We start from the raw sequence: 23591 nt of genomic DNA on the forward strand, positions 1-23591 counted from the left end.
GAAGGCCGCCCCAGGGGGAAAAAAGGGGGGGGAGGGGGGTGGTGGGAAAGAAGGGAACGCCCGACAGCAGCTCTTTGGGGGAAAGGCCCACCCCGACGGGGGTGTCCGGGGTGCCCCCCCCGCTCCCCCCCCCCCACGTGACCGGCACAGTCTTCATGTCCTCATGCTCCCATTCCCGGCCGCCGGTCATGGAGGGGCCGCCCCCGCTCGGGGGAAGCGGGGACGGCCCGGCCAGGGGGTGGCTCACGCGGCCTTCACCGTCTCCACGGCGGGGCTGCGCATGCCGCGCCAGGACGGCAGCAGGGTGGCGCCGAACACCAGCAGCAGCGATCCGCCGACGATGGCGAGGTAGATGCCGAGGGATCCGGACGGCAGGTAGGAGTCGCTCTTGACGAGGCTGTAGGGGACGATGGTCGTCGCGGAGGCCACGGTGCCGAGGACGGTGGCGACGACGCCGATCAGCACGCCCTCGACGGTCAGCATGCCGAGCACCTGGGCGCGGGTCGCGCCGGTGAGCCGCTGGAGGCCGAACTCCGCGCGCCGCTTCCGGGTGACCGACACCAGGGTGTTGACAACGGTGATCGCGGCGTACCCGACGATCATGGCGACGATGGTGTAGTTGGCGGACACCAGGATCTGCTGGATCTGGTTGTTCCGGCCGGCCAGCGAGGAGCTGTCGTCCAGTTCGGTGCCGGGTACCCGGGCGGCCAGCGCGGCGAGGCGCTCATGGACCTCGGCGCCACCACCGCGCGCGGTGCGGACCAGGATCTGGTGCGGCAGCCCGTCCCCGGTGTGCGGGGCGAGGGTGGCCGCGGGCAGCGTCAGGTACTCCTGCTTGGGGTTGTCGGTGTAGAGGGCCACGACGGTGGGGCGTACGGCGGTGCCGTCCCCGAGGTGCATCGGCAGCCGGTCGCCGACCTTCACCCCGTACTCCCGGGCCTTCTTGTCGGAGAGGGCCACCGTGTCGCCGCGCAGGCCGGTGAGGGAACCGGCGACGACGGGCAGGTCCAGGCTCTGCCGCACGCCGTCGGCGGAGACCCCGCGCAGGTCGACCTGGGCCGGGCCGCCGGGGCGGTCCACGAAGCCGCGGCTGGTGACGAACTCCGAGGCCGCTGCCACCCCGGGCGTGGCACGCACCCGGTCGACCACACCGGGCGCGAATCCGCCCGTCGTGGAGTCCAGGACGTAGTCGGCGAGGATGTTCCGGTCGTAGGAGGTCCGGGAGACGTGGTCCTCGGTGGACTGCATGTACAGGGTGCCGGTGGCGATGCCGATGAGCAGGACGATCGGCGCGACCGCCCCCGCCATGCGGACGTTGGCGGTGGCGGCGTTGCGCAGCGCCAGTTGGCCGGAGAGCCCGGAGAAGGCCCGGACCGGCAGGCGGAGCAGCGCCACCATGACCTTGGTGATGCCGGGGGCGAGCAGGGCGAGGCCGATGCAGAACAGCACGGAGGCGGGTCCGGCGGTGCTGGCGAGGGTGGGGCCGTCCTCCATGACGGTCGCGGTGGCGACGGCCAGGCCGATGCCGTTGGCGAGGAAGAACAGCGCGAGCAGCAGCCGGGGCACGCTGAACCAACGGGTGCCGGCGGTGGATTCGGCCAGCGCGGCGACCGGTTCGGTGCGGGCGGCCCGCCGTCCGGCGAAGCGGGTGGCGCCGGCCGCGGCGAGCACGGTGACGACCGCTCCGACGGCCATCGGCATCCATCCGGCGTGGTAGACGATCGCCGAGGACACCACGCCGCTGGCGGTCAGCACCCCGAACAGCAGCCGTCCGATGGCGTATCCGGGCAGCAGGGCGAGCAGGACGGAGCCCACCGACAGCACGGCCGTCTCGGTGAGGATCATGCGGCGCAGCTGGTGCGGGGTGGAGCCGACGGCGCGCAGCAGGGCCATCTCGCGGGCGCGCTGCTGGAGGGACAGGCCGAGGGTGGAGGCGACGCCGAACATGACGATCAGGACGACGGAGGAGCCGAAGACCGCCGCGAGGATGACGACGGTGCGCTTGCTGGACAGGGTGCCGGGCAGTTCGGCCAGTCCCCGGCGCTCGCCGGTGAGCACCTCGGCGCGGTCGCCGACCTCGGCGCGCACCGCGTCCGCGACCGCGGCGACCTCGGCCCCGGGGGCGGGGAGGACGCCGATGGAGTCGATCCGGCCACCGGCGAGGGCGCGGGCCTCGTCGTCCGTGAAGAACACGGCGGCGTCGGGGTTGTGGTCGCCGTGCTGTTCGGCGATGCCACTGACCAGGAACCTCCTGACCGTGCCCTGGACGACGATGTCGACGGAGGACCCCGGGCGCGCGCCGGCGCGCCGGGCGAGGTCCGCGTCGAGGACGGCCTCGCCGCCGGCGACGGGGGTTTTACCGGCGGCGAGGGTATAGGGGGTGAGCCGGGCGGAGGCCCAGCCGTGGCCGTACGAGGCCGACTTGCCGGTCACCGGCTTGCCGTCCTTGAGGACGGTGGCCGGGACCGACACGTCGCCGACGGCCGTGCGGACGCCCTGGACCCGGGCGACCTCGCCGACGAGGCCGGGGTCGATGCGGTGACGCTCGGTCAGGGCCGTGGAGTCGTAGGTCTGTTCACCGGTGACGACGACCGGTGCGCCGTTCAGGCGCTGCGGGTCGGCCGCCATGCGGACGCCCGTCTCCATCAGGCCGCCGCAGCCGATGACGATCGCGGCGCCGAGGAACATGGCGAGGAAGGTCGCGACGAAGCTCGTCCTGCGGAACTTCAGGGTGCGCAGTGCCAGGCGCCACATCAGTACCGCCCTCCCGAGGGCTGCGCCGCGCTCTGCCGGTGCGTGTCGTCCTCCCAGGCGCCGAGCCGGGTCATCCGGGCGGCGACGGCGTCGGCCGTCGGCCGGGGCAGTTCGCCGGCGAAGGCGCCGTCGGCGAGGAAGACCACGCGGTCGGCGTAGGAGGCGGCCACCGGGTCGTGGGTGACCATGACCAGCGTCTGGCGGGCGGTGTCGACGGACTCGCGCAGCAGGGCGAGCACGGAGGCGGCGGTGCGGGTGTCCAGGGCGCCGGTGGGCTCGTCGGCGAAGACCACGGCGGGGCGGGTCACCAGGGCGCGGGCGATGGCGACGCGCTGCTGCTGGCCGCCGGACAGCTGGGACGGCAGGTGGCCGAGCCGCTCTGCCAGGCCCACGCGCTGCACGACATTGCGGATCAGGCTCTTGTCGGGCCGCTGGCCGGCCAGTTGCAGCGGCAGGGTGATGTTCTGCATGACCGTCAGCGCGGGCAGCAGGTTGAAGGACTGGAAGATGAAGCCGATCCGGTCGCGGCGCAGCTTGGTCAGCCGGGTGTCGTCCAGGCCGGCGAGGTCGGTGCCGCCGACGGTGACCGTGCCGGAGGTGGGCTGGACGAGTCCCGCGGCGCAGTGCAGGAAGGTGCTCTTGCCCGATCCGGACGGTCCCATGACGGCGGTGAAGGTGCCGTCGGCGAAGCTCATGGTGAGCCCGCGGAGCGCGGCCACCTGGCTGTCTCCCCGGCCATAGGTCTTCGACACGGCGTCCAGCCGTACCGCCTCCGCCCGGCGGAGGTCGTGTGAAGTGTGCACTGGGGCTCCCCTACGAGATTTCGCGCTACTCACGCGGTGTCTGCGGACCACATTAGGAACGCCGGGCCCGCGGCACATTGGCATTGTCCGGCCGGTTCGAGGTAGAGGTTTCTCTACCTCGGACCGGAAGGTTTCGTCGGGGGCCCGCCACCTTTGTGCAGCGGTGTCATCACCCTTGTCCGCATATTTGACTCCCCTTGGAAAGGGCCGGTTGCCACCCGTGTCCCGGGGCGTGTGCGCGGGTACGGTCGAAACCGTCCGCAGAAATCCACGTAAGATGGGAAGTCCCATGGCCATCAGGCCTGAGCACGAACTGACCGCCCGGGTCCGGCCCGACGGATATCTTGAGCTGTTCTCCCGGCGCACCGGGAAGCGGCACCGGTGCGGCCCACGCGGTACGACGATGTGGCTGGCGCTCCAGCGGAGCGGCTGGCAGCCGGAATCGGCCGCGGATGAAATCGCCCTGCAATTAGGTGTCGATCCGGACAGTATCCGATGTGATATCCACGCGTGGTTGGCGCATTTCCGCGAGGCCGGCGAGTGAAGAAAAAGGCGGGGCGCGGGCGGCCTTTCGGCCGCCCTCGCCCCTTCTCTTTCGGCCGTCCCCTTTTTCAGGACGTGCGCCCGGCTTCCGTCGCCGTCAGCCACGACTCCACCGCCTCGGCGGTGGCCTCCGCGCGGTCCTCCAGCATCGTGAAGTGCGTGCCGGGTACGTCGGCCGGCTCGTGCTCCGTGGGCCATGTCGCCCGCCAGTCGCCGGTGCCGGTGGCGAAGGACCGCGTGGGCCGTACGAACAGCACGGGTGCCGTCAGGGCGCCGGGCAGGCAGTGCTGGATCAGGTCGCTGTAGCGGCTCATGGCGGCGAGGCGGGCGGTCCCGAAGCCGCCGAGGGCCGACTCGCGGTCCAGCATGCCGTCGAACATCTGCCGCCACAGGTCGTCCTTGCCGTCGTCCCCGGGCAGATAGGTGTCCAGCAGCACCACGCCGGCGGCCGGCTGTCCGGCCTTCTCCATGATCTCGGCCGCCGCGTGGGCGAACTGGCCGCCGGAGGAGTAGCCGACGAGCACGTACGGCCGCTCGTCCGGGCAGGCCCGGCGGATGCCCTCGACGACCACCTCCACCACCGCGTCCACGGAACGCGGCAGCGCCTCACCGGGGCCGAAGCCGGGCACCGCCGGCACCAGGACGTCACGGCGGCCGTGGAAGTGCCGGGCGAACCGGGCGTACTGGTGGGCGCCGCCGAGTGCCATCGGCGAGGGCAGGCAGACGAGCCGTGGGGCGGCGTCGCCGGTGGCCAGCCGCACCGGGTCGGCGACCGTACCGAGTTCGGCCAGGGAGGAGAAGCCGGGGAGGATCTCGGCGACGGTGCGCAGGAGGTCGATGGCCCGGTCCATCCGCCCGTCGGCCGCCGCGCGCCGCACCAGCCCGCCGACCGATTCGAGGTCACCGGCGCCGACCGGGTCCGGAGCGCCGTCGGCCAGGTGCCCGCGCAGGGCGGTGGCGAGGGCGGCCGGGGTGCGGTGGTCGAAGACGGCACCGGCCGGCAGGGTGCTGCCCAGTGCGGTACCGAGGGCGCCACGGAGTTCGGCCGCGGAGACGGAGTCCATACCGATCTCCAGGAAGACGGCGTCGGGTTCGACGGCCTCCGGTCCCGCGTGTCCGAGGATCGCTGCGGTCCGGGCCCGGATCACCTCGGTCAGCAGCGCCTCCTGCTCGGCCGGCGGGACACCGGCGAGCCGCTGTCGGAGCGGCTCGGCGTCCACGGCGCCGACGGCCGGCGCGGACAGCGCGGGCTCGGCCGCCGGAGGGGCGGTGAGGGCCACGTCGGCGTTCAGCCAGTACCGCTCGTGCCGGAACGCGTAGGTGGGCAGGTCGGCGCGGGCCGTACCGGGGAAGAGGGCCGCCCAGTCGGGGGCGAGGCCGTCGGTGTACAGCCGGGCCAGACCCGACATGAGGGCCACGGGCTCGCTGCCGTGGCGCCGGCCGAGGGCGACGAGGACGGCGCCGTCGGTGTCCGGGCACTCGCGGGCGAGGCCGGTCAGCACGGCGTCGGGCCCGAGTTCCACGAAGCGGCCGACGCCCGAGGCGGTGAGGGCGGCGACGGCGTCGGCGAACCGGACCGTCTCCCGCACGTGCCGCACCCAGTAGCCGGGATCGCGCAGCCGCTCGCCGTCGGCGGGGCGCCCGGTGAGGGTGGACACCAGCGGGATGCGCGGCTGGTGGTACGTCAGCTTCTCGGCCACCGCCCGGAAATCGTCGAGCATGCCGTCCATCAGCGGCGAGTGGAAGGCGTGCGAGACGGCGAGCCGCTTGGTCTTCGCGAAGCCCTCGGCGGCGGCGAGCACCGCCTCCTCCTCACCCGAGAGCACCACGGCGGACGGCCCGTTGACGGCGGCGAGCCCGACACGGTCGTCCAGCAGCGGCCGTACCTCGTCCTCGGTGGCCTGTACGGCGACCATCGCGCCGCCCTCCGGCAGCGCCTGCATGAGCCGTCCCCGGGCGGCGACCAGGGCACAGGCGTCGTCCAGGTCGAGGACGCCGGACACATGGGCGGCGGCGAGTTCCCCGACGGAGTGCCCGGCCAGGACGTCGGGCCGCACGCCGAAGGACTCCAGCAGCCGGAACAGGGCCACCTCGAAGGCGAACAGCGCCGTCTGCGCGTACCGCGTGCGGTGGACGGCGTCGGCGTCGTCGCCGGCCAGCACCCGGGCCAGGTCCAGGCCGAGCCGGGCGTCGATCGCGTCGAAGGCGTCGGCGAACACCTTGTAGCGGGCGCGCAGTTCGAGGCCCATGCCGAGGCGCTGGGCGCCCTGGCCGGTGAACAGGAACGCCGTACGGGTGCCGGCCCGCGCCCTGCCTGCGGCGGCCGTGGGGGCGGGCGTACCGTCGGCGAGGGCGCGCAGTCCGGCCAGGAGCTGGTCCCGGTCGGTGCCGGTGACGGCCGCGCGATGGTCGAAGGCGGTGCGGCGGGTGCCGAGGGCCCGTGCGACGGCCGCCGGGTGCAGCTCGGGCCGGTCCGCCAGGAAGGCGTGCAGGCGCTCGGCCTGCGCGGGCAGGGCCGGTGCGGAGCGGGCGGACAGGGGCCAGACGACCGCCGGGGCGTCCGGTTCGGCGTCCGCCGGGTCCTGCGCGGGCGCCTCCTCGATGATGGCGTGGGCGTTGGTGCCGCTGATCCCGAAGGAGGAGATGCCCGCGCGGCGCGAACGGTCCGTCCGGGGCCAGGGCTGTTCCTCCGTCAGCAGGCGCACCTGTCCCGCGTCCCAGTCGACCTTGGTCGACGGCTGGTCCACGTGCAGGGTCTTCGGCAGCACGCCGTTGCGCATCGCCAACACCATCTTGATGACGCCCGCGACACCGGCGGCGGCCTGCGTGTGCCCGATGTTGGACTTCACCGACCCCAGCCACAGCGGTCCGGTGCGCTCCTGGCCGTAGGTGGCCAGCAGCGCCTGCGCCTCGATCGGATCGCCCAGCGTCGTACCCGTACCGTGCGCCTCCACCACGTCCACGTCGGCCGCCGACAACCGGGCGGACGCCAACGCCTGCCGGATCACCCGCTGCTGCGACGGACCGTTCGGCGCGGTCAGACCGTTGGACGCGCCGTCCTGGTTGACGGCGGAGCCACGGACGACGGCCAGCACCTCGTGGCCGTTGCGCCGCGCGTCGCTCAGCCGTTCCAGCACCAGGACGCCCAGTCCCTCGGAGAAGCCGGTACCGGCCGCGTCGTCGGCGAAGGAGCGGCAGCGCCCGTCCGGGGAGAGGGCGCCCTGCCGGCTGAACTCCACGTACGTGCCCGGCGAGGCCATCACCGTCACTCCCCCGGCCAGCGCCAGGGTGCACTCGCCCTGCCGCAGCGCCTGCGCGGCCAGGTGCAGCGTGACCAGCGACGAGGAGCAGGCGGTGTCGACGCTGAGCGTCGGCCCCTCCAGGCCGAGGGTGTAGGCGACGCGGCCGGAGACGATGCTGCCCGAGCCGAAGCTGCCGAAGTAGTCGTGGTACATGACGCCCGCGAACACGCCGGTGCGGCTGCCGCGCAGCGAGACGGGGTCGATGCCGGCGTTCTCCAGCGCCTCCCAGGAGCCTTCGAGCAGCAGCCGCTGCTGCGGGTCCATGACGAGGGCCTCGTTCGGGCTGATGCCGAAGAACGCGGCGTCGAAGTCCCCGGCGTCGTGCAGGAACCCGCCCTCCCGGGTGGCGGAGCGGCCCGGCACGCCCGGCGTCGGGTCGTACAGGTCCGGGTCCCAGCCGCGGTCGTCGGGGAACGGGGTGATGCCCTCCGCGCCGTCCGCGACCAGCCGCCACAGGTCCTCGGGGGACCGGACTCCGCCCGGGTAGCGGCAGGCCATGCCGACGATCGCGATCGGTTCCCGGGCCGCCGCGGTCAGCGCGCGGTTGCGTTCCCGCAGCCGCTCGATCTCCTTCAGCGAGGCGCGCAGCGCCTCGACCATCCTGGTGTCCGGCTTCTCGGACTCGGCCATGGTCCTCTTCCTTGTCACGGGCGTCGTCACAGCACGTCGTCTCTGCGCGGCTTCACGGAACGCCGCCTCGGCTCGGCTCCACTGCGCGTCGTCACAGCGCGTCGTCGTCCCCGACGAGATCGTCGAGCGCCATGCTGATCAGGCTCTCGGCGTCCATCGCGTCGATCGACGCGCGGCCGGGTTCGTCGTCGTCGGCCGGCTCCGGCGCGGGCCGCAGTCCGGCGAGTTCGAGCAGGCTGTCCAGCAGTCCGGCCTCGCGCAGCCGTCCCACCGGGATCGCGGCGAGCGCGGCCCGCACGGTGTCCTCCTCGGCGCGCGGGCCGTCGCCGGTACGCGGGGTCAGCTCGCCGGCGAGGTGGTCGGTGAGCGCGGCCGGTGTGGGGTGGTCGAAGACGAGCGTGGCGGTCAGCCGGAGGCCGGTGGCCTCGTTGAGCCGGTTGCGGAACTCCACGGCGGTCAGCGAGTCGAAGCCGAGGTCCTTGAAGGGCAGGTCGGCCTCGAACTCCTCGATGCCGAGCACCGCCCGGGCCTCGTCCCGCACCAGCCGCAGCAGCCGTTCGGTCCGCTCGTCGGGCGCGAGCGCGGCCAGTTCGCGGCGCAGCGCCGACGCGGCGGCCGACGCCCCGGGCCCGGTCCGGCGCGGCGCCCGCACCAGGGAGCGCAGCAGCGGGGCGACCCGGGCGGCCTCGCGCGGGGCGAGGTCCAGGCGGGCCGGCAGCAGCACCGGTTCGGCGCGGCCCACGCCCGTGTCGAACAGGGCGAGCCCCGTCTCCGCGTCGAGGGCGAGCACCCCGCCGGTGGCCATGCGGCGGGCGTCGGTGTCGCCGAGCCGGTCGGCCATGCCGCCGCTGCCCGCCCAGGCACCCCAGGCCAGCGAGACCGCGGGCAGGCCGAGCGACCTGCGGTGGGCGGCGAGGGCGTCGAGGAAGGTGTTGCCGGCGGCGTAGCCGGCCTGGCCGGGGCTGCCGAGCAGGCCCGCGGCGGAGGAGAACAGCACGAACGCGGTCAGGGGCCGCTCGCGGGTCAGTTCGTGCAGGTGCCAGGCGGCGTCCAGCTTCGGCCGCAGCACCGCGTCCAGCCGCTCGGGGGTGAGCGAGGTGAGGACGGCGTCGGCGAGGACGCCCGCGGTGTGCACGACGGCGGAGACCGGGTGCTCGTCCAGGACGCGGGCGAGGGCGGCCCGGTCGGCGGCGTCGCAGGCGACGACGGTCACCTGGGCGCCGAGCGCGGTGAGTTCCTGCCGCAGGTCGGCCGCGCCGGGCGCGTCGGGTCCGCCACGGCTGAGCAGCACCAGCCGCTCGGCGCCGTGCGCGGTGACCAGGTGCCGGGCGACCAGCCGGCCCAGGGCGCCGGTGCCGCCGGTGACGAGGACGCCGCCGGAGAAGTCGGCCGGGGCGGGGTCGGCCAGGCGCGGCGCGCGCACCAGCCGGGGGACGCTCGATCCGCCGTCCCGCAGGGCCAGTTGGGGTTCGCCCGAGGCGACGGCGGAGGGCAGCAGACGGCGGGAGGCGTCGGTGTCGTCCAGGTCGGCGAGGACCAGGCGGTCGGGGTGTTCGGACTGGGCGGAGCGGATCAGGCCCCACGCGGCGGCGGCACCGGGGTCGGTGACGTCCCCCGGGCCGGTCGCACCGCGCGTCGCCACCACCAGGGTGGTGTCGGCGAACCGGGCGTCGGCCAGCCAGTCCTGCACCAGGGCGAGCAACTGCCGGACACCGGCCCGGACCGCGTCCGCCCCGTCGCCGCCGCTGTGCACGACGACCAGGGTGTCGGAGGCCTGTCCGGCGGCCTGGGCGAGGTCGTCGGCGACGGCGACCTCGGCGACCTCGCCGGCCAGGGCATCGGCCAGCTCCTGCCGGCCGGGGCCGAGAACGGTCCACCGCCCGGCCTGCGGGGCCGCGGGCACGGAGACGCGCACCCAGTCGAGCGCGAACAGGTCGTCGTGTCCGCCGGCGGCGGCCGCGGCGATCCGCTCCGGGTCCACCTCCCGCAGCGACAAAGACGCCACCCGGAGCACCGGCCGCCCGGTGTCGTCGGCGGCCTCGATGCGCACCGCGCCGGTGTCGGCCGGGGCGATCCGCACCCGCAGGGCGGTGGCGCCCGGCGCGTACAGCTCCACGCCGTTCCAGGCGAACGGCAGCGTCATGCGCTCCTCGGCTCCGGCGCGCAGCCCGATGGTGTGCAGGGCGGCGTCGAACAGCGCCGGGTGCAGGCCGAACGCGGCCCCGTCGGTAGGGACGGCGACCTCGGCGTACGCCTCGTCGCCGAGCCGCCAGGCCGCGCGCAGGCCCTGGAAGCGGGGCCCGTACTCGGCGCCCAGTTCGGCCAGCCGGTCGTAGACGCCGTCCAGGTCGACCGGTTCGGCGCCGGGCGGCGGCCAGGCCGTGAGGTCGTGGCCGGGCCTGTCCTCGGCGGGGCGGAGCGTGCCGGTGGCGTGGGTGGTCCACGGGTCGCCGTCGGCCGCGGCGGCGTACACACGGAAGGCGCGGGCGCCCGTCGCATCGGGTTCGCCGACCGTGCACTGGAGGCGGACGGCGCCGTCCTCGGGCAGCGGCAGCGGTTCGGTGACGGTCAGGTCCTCCACCGTGCCGCAGTCGACGCCGGCACCGGCGGCGAGGGCCATCTCGACGAAGGCGGTGCCCGGCAGCAGCGGCACCCCGCCGACGCTGTGGTCGGCGAGCCACGGATGGTCGGCGAGGGAGAGCCGGCCGGTGTGGAGAGTGCCGTCGGCGCCGGCGAGTTCGACGGCGGTGCCGAGCAGCGGGTGGTCGGCGGCCGGGCGGGGCAGGCCGACGTCGCCGGTCATCCAGTAGCGGCCGCGCTGGAAGGCGTAGGTCGGCAGGTCCGAGCCGTCCCGGTGGGGCAGCAGCGGCGCCCAGTCCACGGCGCGGCCGTGCACGTGCAGGGCGGCGAGCCCGGTGAGCAGGGCTTCGGTCTCCTCGCGGTCCTTGCGCAGCAGCGGTACGACGGCCGTCCCGTCGGGCAGGCACTCGCCGACCGCGGCGGTCAGCGCGCTGCCCGGGCCGACCTCCGCGAAGTGCCGTGCGCCGGCCGCGTGCAGGGCGGTGACGGCGTCGGCGAAGCGGACGGCCTCACGGGCGTGCCGTACCCAGTACTCGGGCGTGGACAGCTCGTCGGGGGCGGCCGGGGCTCCGGTCACGGTGGACACCAGCGGGATGCGCGGCGTCCCGTACGACAGGGGCGCGGCGATCTCGCGGAACTCGGCCAGCATCGGCTCCATCAGCTCCGAGTGGAAGGCGTGGCTGACGGCCAGTTCCCTGGTGCGCTCGAACCGGGCGGCCAGGGCACGGGCGGGTCCGGCGGGTCCGGAGACGACGACGGACGTGGGCCCGTTGACGGCCGCGATCCCCACGCCGTCCCCCAGCAGCGGCGTGATCTCGTCCTCGGTGGCGCGTACGGCGATCATCGTGCCGCCCTCGGGCAGGGCCTGCATGAGGCGTCCCCGGGCGGCGACGAGGGTGCAGGCGTCCTTGAGGTCGAGCACTCCGGCGACATGGGCGGCGGCGAACTCGCCGACGGAGTGCCCGGCGAGCAGGTCGGGCCGGACGCCGAACGACTCCAGCAGCCGGTACAGGGCGACTTCCACGGCGAACAGCGCGGGCTGGGTGTACTCGGTGCGCTCCAGCAGCTCGGCGGAGCCCAGGACGTCGGCGAGCGGCCGGTCCAGCAGCGGGTCGAGCTGTGCCCGGACCTCCTCGAAGGCGGCGGCGAAGGCCGGGAAGGCCGCCGCGAGGCCGGTGCCCATGCCCGGCAGTTGTGAGCCCTGGCCGGAGAAGAGGAAGGCGAGCCGGCCGTCGGTGGCGGTGCCGAGGACGCCGGCCCGCGGGGTACGGCCCTCCGCCAGGGCCCGGACGTCCGCGGTCAGTTCGTCGCGGGTGCGGCCGAGGACGGCGGCCCGGTGGCCGAGCCGGGTGCGGGCGTGGGCGAGCGCGCCGGCGAGGCGGTGCGGGTCGGCGTCCGGGGCGGCGGCCAGGTGCTCCAGCAGCCGTGCGGCCTGGGCGCGCAGAGCGTCCGGTGTGTGGCCGGAGAACAGCCACGGCACGAGGTCGGTCGGCGGCGCCGGGGACTCCTGGGCAGGTTCCTCGGCGGGCGGCGCGGCCTCGATGATCACGTGGGCGTTGGTGCCGGAGATGCCGAAGGAGGAGACGCCGGCGCGACGCGGGCGGCCCGGGTCGGGCCAGGGGCGGTTCTCGGTGAGCAGGCGGACGTTGCCGCCCTCCCACTCCACGTGCCGGGAGGGCCGGTCGACGCCGAGGCTGGCCGGCAGGGTCTCGGCACGCAGGGCCTCGACCATCTTGATGACACCGGCGACACCGGCGGCGGCCTGGGTGTGCCCCAGGTTGGACTTGACCGAGCCGAGCCACAGCGGGCGGTCCTCGGTGTGCTCGGCGCCGTACGTGGCGATCAGCGCCTGGGCCTCGATGGGGTCGCCGAGGGTGGTGCCGGTGCCGTGCGCCTCGACCACGTCGACCTCGGCCGCCGGGACGCCGGCCGCCCGCAGGGCGCGGCGGATGACGCGCTGCTGGGCGGGGCCGTTAGGGGCGCTGATGCCGTTGGAGGCGCCGTCCTGGTTGACGGCGGTGCCGCGCAGCACGGCGAGGATCTTACGGCCGTTGCGGCGGGCGTCGGAGAGCCGTTCCAGCAGCAGGACGCCTGCGCCCTCGCCGAAGCCGGTGCCGTCGGCGGCGTCCGCGAACGGCTTGCAGCGGCCGTCGCGGGACAGGCCCCGGTGCCGGCTGAACTCCACGAAGGTGCCCGGGGTGGCCATGACGGTCACGCCCCCGGCCAGCGCAAGGGAGCAGTCGCCCTGTCGCAGCGACTGCGCGGCCAGGTGCAGCGCCACCAGCGAGGAGGAGCAGGCCGTGTCGACGGACAGGGTCGGGCCCTCCAGGCCGAGGGTGTAGGCGACCCGGCCGGAGACCACGCTTCCGGAACCGAAGCTGCCGAAGTAGTCGTGGTACATGACGCCCGCGAACACGCCGGTGTCGGAGCCGCGCAGGGTGGCGGGGTCGATGGAGGCCCGCTCCAGCGCCTCCCAGGAGGTCTCCAGCAGCAGCCGCTGCTGGGGGTCGGTGACCAGGGCCTCCTCGTCGTCCATGGCGAAGAACGCCGGGTCGAAGTCGGCGGCGTCGTACAGGAAGGCGCCGTGCCGGGTGTAGCTGGTGCCGGGCCGGTCCAGGGTCGGGTCGTAGAGGTTCTCGACGTCCCAGCCGCGGTCGGTCGGGAACTCGCCGATGGCGTCCCGGCCTTCGGCCACCAGCCGCCACAGGTCCTCCGGGGAGGCGATGCCGCCGGGGAAGCGGCAGGCCATGCCGATCACGGCGATCGGCTCGTCTGCGGCGATGTCCCGGGGGGCGGTGCGGGCGGTGGTCTCGGCGAGGGTGCCGGTGAGTTCGCCGAGCAGGTGGCGGGCGAGTTCGGCGGGGGTGGGGTGGTCGAACACGAGGGTGGCGGGCAGCCGGAGGCCGGTGGCCGCGGAGAGCCGGTTGCGCAGTTCGACGGCGGCCAGCGAGTCGAAGCCGAGTTCCCGGAAGGCCAGGGTGCGGCCGACGTCCTGGGCGGAGCGGTAGCCGAGGATGGTCGCGACATGGCTCTGCACCAGTTCGGTGAGGAACGGTTCGCGCTCCGCCTCCAGCAGCCCGGCGAGCCGGTCCCGCAGACCGTCGGCGCCACCGCCCGCGCCCGGCCCGGTGGCCGCACCGGCCCGTCGTACGGGCACCAGGGCGCGGAACAGCGGGGCCAGGCCCTCGCCCTGGGCCCGCAGGGAGGCCAGGTCCAGCTTCACCGGCAGCACGGCGGGGTCGGCCCCGCGCAGGGCGGCGTCGAAGAGGGCGACGCCCTCCTCGGTCTCCAGCGGGGCGACACCGCCGCGGGCGATGCGCGTGAGGTCCGTCTCGTCGAGGGTGCCGGTCATGCCGCCGGCCTGCGCCCACAGGCCCCAGGCCAGGGAGTGGGCGGGCAGTCCGAGGGTACGGCGGTGCACGGCGAGGGCGTCGAGGTAGGCGTTGGCGGCGGCGTAGTTCGCCTGGCCCGGCGAACCGAGCGTGGCGGCGGACGAGGAGAACAGCACGAACGCCGCGAGGTCCGGGCCGGCGGTGAGTTCGTGCAGGTTCCAGGCGGCATCGGCCTTGGGCCGGAACACCGTGTCCATCCGCTCCGGCGTCAGGGAGGTGAGCACGCCGTCGGCGAGGACGCCGGCCGCGTGGATCACGGCGGTCAGCGGCCGGTCGGCCGGTACGGCGTCCAGCACGGCGGCGAGGGCGGCCCGGTCGGCGACGTCGCAGGCGGCGCTCGTCACCTCGGCGCCCAGCGCGGTGAGTTCGGCGACGAGGTCGTCCGGGGCGCCGCCGCGGCTGACCAGCAGCAGGTACCGGACGCCCCGCTCGGCGACCAGGTGGCGGGCGAGAATCCGTCCGAGGGCGCCGGTGGCACCGGTGAGCAGAACGGTGCCGGAGCCCAGGCCGGAGAGCTGACCGGCGTCCGTCCGCGTGTCGTCGGTGGCCGTCACGCGGGACAACCGGGGGACGTACCACGCGCCGTCACGGAAGGCCAGATGCGGTTCGCCGGTGGCCACTGCCTCGGCGAGGCGTTCGGCGTCCAACTCCTCCTCGGCCTCCGCCTCGGCCTCGACGAGCACGATCCGGCCGGGGTTCTCCGACTGGGCGGAGCGGACCAGGCCGCCGGCCGCGGCTCCCGCCGGGTCGGTGCCGGTGACGACGACCAGAGTGACGTCGTCGGCGGCGAGCCGGGTGCGCAGCTGGTCGAGGACCGCGTCGACGGCCGCCCGCGCCTCGGCGGCGCTCGTGCCGGCCGGGGCGCGCACCACCTCCGGTGCCGCGTCGGCGGGCGCGGCCGAGGGGGCCGGCACCCAGGTGACCCGGTACAGCGCGCCCGCGCGGGCCGAACGAGCGGCGGCGGCCAGGGCCTCGGTCCGCAGGGGCCGCAGGGTGAGCGCGTCGACGGCGGCGACCGGCGCGCCGGTGGGGTCGGCGAGCGTGAGCGAGACGGTGCCCTCGCCGGTGGGCCGGACATGGACGCGCAGCGCGGTCGCGCCGGTGGCGTACAGCCGTACCCCGGACCAGGCGAACGGCAGCAGGGCCTCGTCGCCGGCGGCGTCGGTGAGGCCGACGGTGTGCAGGGCGGCGTCCGACAGGGCCGGGTGCAGGGCGAAGCCGTCGGGTGCCGCGTCGGTCGCGACCTCCGCGTACAGCCCGTCCGGGGTGCGCCAGGCGGCGCGCAGGCCCTGGAAGAGGGGGCCGTAGCCGAGGCCGAGGGCGGCGAGTTCGTCGTACAGGCCGTCGAGCGGTACCGGTTGGGCGCCCCGCGGGGGCCAGGCGGTGAGCGGTTCGGGGCCGGCGGCGAGCGTGCCGGTCGGGGCGAGCAGGCCGTCGGCGTGCCGGGTCCACGGCAGGTCCTCGTCGGGGTTCTCCGGCCGCGACCAGATGGTGACCGGGCGGGTCTCCCCCTCCGGCGGGCCCACGGTGACCTGGAGCTGGACGGCGCCGTGGTCGGGCAGGACCAGCGGTGCGTGCAGGGTGAGTTCGGCGATGTCGCCGCAGCCGACCTGGTCGCCGGCGCGCAGCGCGAGTTCCAGATGCCCGGTGCCGGGGAAGAGCAGCCGGCCGCCGACCCGGTGGTCCTCCAGCCAGGGCTGGGTGCCCGGGGAGAGCCGGCCGGCGAGGACGACGCCCTCGCTGTCGGCCCGTACCATCGCGGCGCCGAGCAGGGCGTGGTCGGTGGGGGCGAGGCCGGCGGAGGTGACGTCGGCGCCGCTCGCGGTGGAGTCGAGCCAGTACCACTCGCGCTGGAAGGCGTAGCCGGGCAGCGGGACGCGGCGCGGCCGGCGGCCCTCGGCGACGGCGGCCCAGTCGACGCCCGCGCCGTGGGTGAACGCCTCGCCCAGGGCGGTCAGCAACCGGTCCCGGCCGCCTTCGTCGCGGCGCAGGGAGCCCACGGCGGCCACGGCGTCGTCGGTCTCCTGGATGCCGACGGTGAGCACAGGGTGCGGGCTGGACTCGATGAACAGGTGGTGCCCGTCGGCGACGGCCGCGCGCACCGCCTGCTCGAACAGCACGGTGCCGCGCAGGTTGGTGTACCAGTACCCGGCACCGAGTTCGGTGGTGTCGAGCGGGCCGCCGGTGACCGTCGAGTAGAACGGCACCTGGGTGGCGCGCGGCTCGATGCCGTCGAGGACCTCGGCGAGGCGCTCGCGCAGGGTCTCGACGTGGGCGCTGTGGGAGGCGTAGTCCACGGGCAGCCGCTTGGCGCGGACCTTCTCCTCCCGGAGCTGCGCGAGGAGTTCGTCCAGGGCGTCGGCGTCGCCGGACACCACCGTGGAGGCGGTGCCGTTGACGGCGGCGACGGACAGCCGGCCGTCCCAGGCGGCGAGCCGGGCGCGGACCGCGTCGGCGCCCTCGCCGACGGACATCATGCCGCCCGAGCCGGACAGCAGCTCGGCGATGGCCTGGGACCGCAGGGCGACGACGCGGGCGCCGTCCTCCAGGGACAGCGCGCCGACCGCGCAGGCGGCGGCGATCTCGCCCTGGGAGTGGCCGATGACCGCGGCCGGGGTGACGCCGTACGTGCTCCAGGTGTGCGCGAGGGACACCATCACGGCCCACAGCAGCGGCTGGACGACGTCCACACGGTCGAGGTCGCCGCGCAGCTCGGTGGCGAAGTCCCAGTCGGTGTACGGCGCGAGGGCGGCGGCGCACTCGGCCATGCGGGCGGCGAACACCGGGGATTCCTCGAGGAGTTCGGTGGCCATGCCGGGCCACTGGGAGCCCTGGCCGGGGAAGACGAACACGGGCCGGGCGCGGCCGGTCGCGGTGCCTTCGGCGAGGGTGCGGGCGGTGCTGCCGTCGGCCAGCGCGGCGAGGGCGCCGCGCAGTTCGGCCGTGTCGGCTCCGGTGATCGCGGCCCGGTACGGGAAGCGGGCGCGGGTGGTGGCGAGGGTCCAGCCGACGTCGGACGGATCGAGCCCGGGGTGCGTGTCGAGGTGGCCGAGGAGCGCGGCGGCCTGGCCGGCGAGCGCGGCGGGCGTCTTGGCGGTGAGCAGCCACGGCACGGCGAGATCCTGGGGTCCGGTGCGGTCCGGCTCGGCGGGGGTGGGCGGGGCCTGTTCGAGGATGACGTGCGCGTTGGTGCCGCTGATGCCGAAGGACGACACACCGGCCCGGCGCGGCCGGCCGTGCTGCGGCCAGTCCCGCTGCTCGGTCAGCAGGCGCACCTGTCCGGCGTCCCAGTCGACCTTCGTGGACGGCTGGTCCACGTGCAGGGTCTTCGGGAGGACCCCGTTGCGCATCGCCATGACCATCTTGATGACGCCCGCGACACCGGCGGCGGCCTGGGTGTGCCCGATGTTGGACTTGATCGATCCGAGCCACAGCGGGCCGTCCGGGGAGCGCTCCTGCCCGTAGGTGGCCAGCAGGGCCTGTGCCTCGATCGGGTCGCCCAGCGTCGTACCCGTGCCGTGCGCCTCCACCACGTCGACGTCGGCGGTGGTGAGGCGGGCGTTCTCCAGCGCTTCGAGGATGACGCGTTCCTGGGACGGGCCGTTGGGGGCGGTGAGGCCGTTGGAGGCGCCGTCCTGGTTGACGGCGGTGCCGCGGACGACGGCCAGCACCTCGTGGCCGTTGCGGCGGGCGTCGGAGAGGCGTTCCACGACCAGGACGCCGACGCCCTCGCCCCACACGGTCCCGGCCGCCGCGTCGGCGAAGGCGCGGGTGCGGGCGTCGGGGGCGAGCGCGCCCTGCCGGCTGAACTCGATGAAGGTCTCCGGGGTGGCCATGACGGCGACGCCGCCGACCAGGGCGAGGCCGGACTCGCCCTGCCTGAGCGACTGGGCGGCCAGGTGCAGCGCCACCAGCGAGGAGGAGCAGGCCGTGTCGACGGACAGTGACGGCCCCTCCAGGCCGAGGGTGTAGGCGACGCGGCCGGAGATGATGCTGCCGGATCCGAAGCTGCCGAAGTAGTCGTGGTACTGGACGCCGGCGAACACACCGGTGCGGCTGCCCTTGAGGCTGTGCGGGTCGATGCCCGCGTTCTCCAGCGCTTCCCAGGACGCCTCCAGCAGCAGCCGCTGCTGCGGGTCCATGACGAGGGCTTCCTTGGGGCTGATGCCGAAGAACGCGGCGTCGAACTCGCCCGCGCCGTGCAGGAATCCGCCCTCGCCGACGTAGGAGGTGTCGGGGCGCTGCCGGGTGGGGTCGACGACGCGGTCCACGTCCCAGCCCCGGTTGGCGGGGAACGCGGTGATGGCGTCGGTGCCGTCGGCGACCAGCCGCCACAGGTCCTGCGGGGTGCGGACGTCGCCCGGGTAGCGGCACGCCATTCCCACGATGGCCAGCGGCTCGTCCGCGCGGGCCTTGACAGTACGACGTCCCCGGCGGGCCCCGGTCCGGGCGCCGCCGTCGACCAGGGTGCCGAGGTGGGCGGCGAGCGCTTCGGGTGAGGGGTGGTCGAAGACGAGGGTGGCGGCGAGCCGCTGGTCCAGCTCGGCGGAGAGGGAGTTGCGCAGCTCGATGGCGGCGAGCGAGTCGAAGCCGAGGTCCTTGAAGGCCCGGTCGGTCTCCACGCTCTCCGGGTTGGCGTGCCCGAGCACGGCGGCGACATGGGTGCGGACCGTGTGCAGCAGCGCCTCGGCGCGCTCCTCGTCGCCGAGGGCGGCCATGCGCTCGGCGAAGCCGGCGTCGGCGCCCTCGGCGACGGCCTCCCGGCGCACCGGGCGGCCCGCCAGCGCGCGGAAGACGGGGGCGAGGCCGCTGCCCTGGGCGCGCAGCGCGGGCAGGCTGAGCCGCACCGGCGCCAGGGCGGGACGGCCGGCGTGCAGCGACCGGTCGAACAGGGCGGTGCCCTCCTCGGCCGACAGGGCGGTCATGCCGCCGCGTGCCATCCGGGCGCGGTCGGCCTCGTCCAGGGAGCCGGTCATGCCGCCCGACGGGGCCCAGGGGCCCCACGCCAGGGACAGCGCGGGCAGTCCCTGGGCGTGGCGGTGCGCGGCGAGGGCGTCCAGGAGGGCGTTGGCGGCGGCGTAGTTGCCCTGGCCGGGGGCGCCGACGGTGCCGGCGACGGACGAGAACAGCACGAACGCCCGGACATCTCCGGCGAGTTCGTGGAGGTGGAGGGCGCCGAGCGCCTTCGGCGCGAGGACCGTGTCGATCCGCTCGGGGGTGAGCGAGGACACCACGCCGTCGTCCAGGACGCCGGCGGCGTGGACGACCGCGGTGAGCGGGTGCTCGGCCGGGATGCCGGCGAGGACGGCGGCGAGGCCGTCGCGGTCGGCGGTGTCGCAGGCGTGGGCGGTCGCGGTGGCGCCGAGGGCGGCGAGTTCGGCGATCAGGTCGTCGGCGCGGCCCGACCGGCTGAGCAGGGCGAGGTGCCGGACGCCGTGGGCGGTGACCAGGTGGCGGGCGAGCACGGGGCCCAGTCCGCCGGTGGCGCCGGTGAGCAGGACGGTGCCCTCGGGGTCGAGGTCCGGCTCGGCTGATTCGGCGGGCACTTCGGCGCGCACCAGCCGGGCGGCGTGGGCCGTGCCGGCGCGCACGGCGATCTGCGGTTCGCCGGTGGCGAGGGCGGCGGGCAGGACGGCGTCGGCGTCCGTGCCCGGTTCGAGGTCGAGCAGGACGAACCGGTCCGGGTTCTCCGACTGCGCGGACCGCACCAGGCCCCAGACGGCCGCGCCGGCCAGGTCGGGCACGTCCTCCCCCGCGACGCCGACGGCGCCGTGGGTGACGACGGCCAGCGGGCGGGGGTCGTCGTCCTGGAGGGCGGCGAGCGCGGTGTGCAGCGCCTGCCGTACGGCTGCGGCGTCCGTGCCGGGCGTGCTGTGCAGCACCCGGTGGGCGGTGTCGGGGGCGTCGGCGTCCAGGGGCAGCGGCTGCCAGTCGAGGGTGAACAGGGCGTCGGCCGTCGTGTCGCGGGCGGCGCGCAGGTTCGTGAGCGGGCGGGAGGCCAGCGAGGTGACCGTGGCGACGGGGGCGCCGGTGGCGTCGGCCAGGTCGACGGCGAAGGCGTGTTTGCCGGTGGGTACCAGCCGGGCCCGCAGCACCGAGGCGCCGACCGCGTGCAGGGTGACGCCCGCGAACATGAACGGCAGCCGGGCGGTGTCGTCCGCCGATCCGTCGCCGAGCAGGGCGAGGGCGTGCAGGGCCGCGTCGAAGGCGGCCGGGTGCAGGCCGAAGCGGGGCGCGTCGGCGGCGGGCCGCTCCGGCAGCCGTACCTCGGCGTACAGCTCCTCGCCGCGCCGCCAGGCTGCGGTCAGCGCCTGGAAGGCGGGCCCGTACTCCAGTCCGGCGGCGGCGTGCCGCTCGTACAGACCGTCCGTGTCGAGGGGTTCGGCGTCCTCGGGGGGCCAGACGTCCAGGCGGCTGCCCGGGGTGCCGGTGTCCGCGGCGAGGAGGCCGGAGGCGTGCAGGGTCCACGGCTCGTCGGCGGGCAGGCTCTCGGCGCGGGCGTACACCTGCACGGTGCGGGCGCCGGACGGGTCGGGCGCTGCGACGGCGACCTGGACGCGCACGCCGTCGTCCGGGGGCAGCACCAGCGGTATTTCCAGGGCGAGTTCCTCCAGGCGTCCGCAGCCGACCTGGTCGCCGGCGCGGACGGCGAGTTCGACCATGGCGGTGCCGGGGACGACGACCGAGCCGCCGACGACGTGGTCGGCGAACCAGGCGTGGGTGCGCACCGACAGCCGGCCCGTGAGCACGGCGCCGTCGGTGTCGGCGAGCACGGTGGCCGCGCCGAGCAGCGGGTGGTCGGCGGGGTCCAGGCCGGCGGAGCCGACGTCGCCGACGGGTGCTGCGGTCTCGGGCCAGAACCGCTCGCGCTGGAAGGCGGTGGTGGGCAGGTCGACGGTGCGGGCGCCGGTGAACAGCGCGGTCCAGTCCACGGCGGCCCCGCCGGTGTACAGCTGGGCCACGGCGGTGAGCAGGGTCTCGGTCTCGTCGCGCTCGCGGCGGGTGGCGGCGGCGAGTACGGCGTCGGTGTCGGTGCCGTCGGCGGCCAGGCACTCGCGGGCCATGGCGGTCAGCACGGCGTCGGGGCCGAGTTCGAGGAAGCGGGTGACGCCCTCGGCGGCGAGGGCGCGTATCCCGTCGTGGAAGCGGACCGCCTCGCGCACGTGCCGCACCCAGTAGTCGGGGCCGGCGATGTCCTGGGTGGCGAGGGCGCCGGTGACGTTGGAGACGACCGGGACGGTGGCCCGCTGGTAGGTCAGGGACTCGGCGACCGCCCGGAACCCGTCCAGCATCGGTTCCATGAGCGGTGAGTGGAAGGCGTGCGAGACCGTCAGCCGGCGGCTCTTGGCGAAGTGGGCGGCCACCGCCTCGGCCTCGGCCGCGTCGCCGGAGATCACCACGGAGCCGGGGCCGTTGACGGCGGCGATGCCGACCCGCTCGGTGAGCAGCGGGCGGACCTCCTCCTCGGAGGCGCGTACGGCGATCATGGCGCCGCCCCCGGGCAGCGCCTGCATGAGCCGGCCGCGCGCGGCCACCAGTGCGGTCGCGTCCTTCAGGTCCAGGACGCCCGCCACGTGGGCGGCGGCGATCTCGCCGATGGAGTGCCCGGCCAGGTAGTCGGGCGTGAGTCCCCAGGACTCCACCAGCCGGTACAGCGCGACCTCGAAGGCGAACAGCGCGGTCTGGGTGCGGGCGGTGCGGTTGAGCGGCTCGGGGTCGTCGCCGAGGACGAGGTCACGCAGTTCGTCGTCGCCGAAGTGCGCGCAGATCTCGTCGAAGGCGCGGGCGAAGACGGGGAAGTGCGCATGCAGCTCCCGGCCCATGCCGGCGCGCTGGGCGCCCTGCCCGGTGAACAGGAAGGCGGTCTGTCCCTTGCGGACCCGGCCCGAGGCGGCGCCCGGACCGCCGTCGGCGACCCGGGTCATGGCCGCCAGGAGCCCGTCCCGGTCCGCGCCGAGGACCACGGTCCGGTACGGGTGGGCGGTGCGGGTGGCGGCCAGGGAGTGCGCCACGTCCACCGGGTCCAGCTCGCCGGCGGCGGCGACCAGGCGGGCGGCCTGCTCGCGCAGGGCGCGCTCGGTCCGGCCGGAGACCACCCACGGCACCAGCGGCGGCGCCGTGCGCGGCTCGGCCTGAGCCGGTTCCTCGGCGGGGGCCTCCTCCAGGATGGTGTGCGCGTTGGTGCCGCTGGCGCCGAAGGAGGAGACGGCGGCGCGGCGCGGGCGGCCGGGGTCGGGCCAGGGCCGGTTCTCCGTCAGCAGCCGGACCTGGCCCTGGCTCCAGTCGACCTTGGTGGACGGCTCGTCGGCGTGCAGCGTCTTGGGCAGCACGCGGTGCCGCATCGCCATGACGGCCTTGACGATGCCGGCGACGCCGGCCGCGGCCTGGGTGTGCCCGATGTTGGACTTCACCGAGCCGAGCCACAGCGGGGTGTCCGCGGGCCGGTCCTGGCCGTAGGTGGCGAGCAGCGCCTGGGCCTCGATGGGGTCGCCGAGCGTGGTGCCGGTGCCGTGTGCCTCCAGCAGGTCCACGTCGGCGGCGGTGAGCCGTGCCCCGGCGAGCGCGGCCCGGATGACGCGCTGCTGGGACGGGCCGTTGGGGGCGGTCAGGCCGTTGGAGGCGCCGTCCTGGTTGACGGCGGAGCCACGGACGACGGCCAGCACCTCGTGGCCGTTGCGGCGGGCGTCGCTGAGCCGTTCCAGCACCAGCATGCCGGCGCCCTCGCTCCAGCCGGTGCCGTCCGCCGCGTCCGCGAAGGACTTGCAGCGGCCGTCGAGGGCGAGGCCGCGCTGCCGGCTGAAGGCGATGAAGTTGCCCGGCGTGGCCATCACGGTGGCGCCACCGGCCAGGGCGAGGGTGCACTCCTTGTCGCGCAGCGCCTGGACGGCCAGGTGCACGGCGACGAGCGCCGAGGAGCAGGCGGTGTCGACGGTGACGGCCGGGCCCTCCAGGCCCAGGGTGTAGGAGATCCGGCCGGAGATCACGGCGGCCAGCACGCCGGTGCCGAGCGCTGCCTCGCTGTCCTCCGGCATCCTCGCCAGCAGGTCCTTGTAGTCCTGGCCGTTGGTGCCGGCGAACACCCCGATCCGGGCGCCGTGCGCCGAGTCGGGGGCGATGCGGGCACGTTCCAGGGCCTCCCACGACACCTCCAGCAGCAGCCGCTGCTGGGGGTCCATCGCGACCGCCTCACGGGGGCTGATGCCGAAGAAGTCCGGTTCGAACCCGGCCGCTTCGGACAGGAATCCGCCGCGCGTGACGTAGCTCTTGCCGGTGGCGTCCGGGTCGGGGTCGTACAGCGCGTCGAGGTCCCAGCCCCGGTCGTCGGGGAAGTCACCGATGGCGTCGGTGCCGTCGTGGACGAGCCGCCAGAACTCCTCCGGGGTGGTCACGCCGCCGGGGAAGCGGCAGCTCATCCCGACGATGGCGATGGGCTCCCGGTCCTGGCCCTCCACCTCGCGCAGCCGCTGACGGGTCTGGGCCAGGTCGGCGGAGACCCGCTTGAGGTAGGAGAGCAGCTTTTCGTCGTTGGTCATCGGGTGTCGCCACTCCTGTGCGAAGAGGTGGACTGCGGTGGGGCCGGGGTGTCG

At 75.3% G+C, this 23591-nt stretch carries 5 protein-coding genes; 1 reads left to right on the top strand and 4 read right to left on the bottom strand.

Going from position 1 to position 23591, the window contains the following annotated elements:
* Positions 1 to 243: 243 nt before the first annotated feature.
* A complete protein-coding gene (locus tag ACZ4WH_RS32545) occupies positions 244 to 2754 on the bottom strand; it encodes an FtsX-like permease family protein (protein WP_468187605.1) in 2511 nt (836 codons plus the stop codon).
* Positions 2754 to 3557 (bottom strand): ABC transporter ATP-binding protein, encoded by an 804-nt coding sequence (locus ACZ4WH_RS32550; RefSeq protein WP_468187607.1) that lies wholly within the window; start codon positions 3555 to 3557, stop codon positions 2754 to 2756. The genes ACZ4WH_RS32545 and ACZ4WH_RS32550 overlap by 1 nt, the downstream gene beginning before the upstream one ends.
* A gap of 289 nt (positions 3558 to 3846) precedes the next feature.
* On the opposite strand from ACZ4WH_RS32550, the gene ACZ4WH_RS32555 reads away from it, so the two are divergent.
* Positions 3847 to 4101 carry a hypothetical protein gene (locus tag ACZ4WH_RS32555; protein WP_468187609.1) on the top strand — a complete coding sequence of 85 codons (255 nt, stop codon included), beginning with the start codon at positions 3847 to 3849 and terminating at the stop codon, positions 4099 to 4101.
* A 67-nt stretch (positions 4102 to 4168) separates the two neighbouring features.
* On the opposite strand, the gene ACZ4WH_RS32560 is transcribed toward ACZ4WH_RS32555, so the two are convergent.
* The gene (locus tag ACZ4WH_RS32560; protein ID WP_468187611.1) at positions 4169 to 8032 is read right to left on the bottom strand and encodes a type I polyketide synthase; all 3864 of its coding nucleotides are present in this window, start codon (positions 8030 to 8032) and stop codon (positions 4169 to 4171) included.
* A gap of 91 nt (positions 8033 to 8123) precedes the next feature.
* Positions 8124 to 23537, bottom strand: a complete 15414-nt coding sequence (locus tag ACZ4WH_RS32565) for an SDR family NAD(P)-dependent oxidoreductase (protein WP_468187613.1) — start codon at positions 23535 to 23537, stop codon at positions 8124 to 8126.
* Positions 23538 to 23591: the final 54 nt, after the last annotated feature.

This window comes from Streptomyces sp. NPDC029138 (genome assembly GCF_055564375.1).

What these genes read in the sequence shown, in the direction of transcription:
- ACZ4WH_RS32545 (WP_468187605.1), bottom strand. Translation starts at nt 2,754, where the DNA reads ATGTGGCGCCTGGCACTGCGCACCCTGAAGTTCCGCAGGACGAGCTTC.
- ACZ4WH_RS32555 (WP_468187609.1), top strand. Translation starts at nt 3,847, where the DNA reads ATGGCCATCAGGCCTGAGCACGAACTGACCGCCCGGGTCCGGCCCGAC.
- ACZ4WH_RS32560 (WP_468187611.1), bottom strand. Translation starts at nt 8,032, where the DNA reads ATGGCCGAGTCCGAGAAGCCGGACACCAGGATGGTCGAGGCGCTGCGC.
- ACZ4WH_RS32565 (WP_468187613.1), bottom strand. Translation starts at nt 23,537, where the DNA reads ATGACCAACGACGAAAAGCTGCTCTCCTACCTCAAGCGGGTCTCCGCC.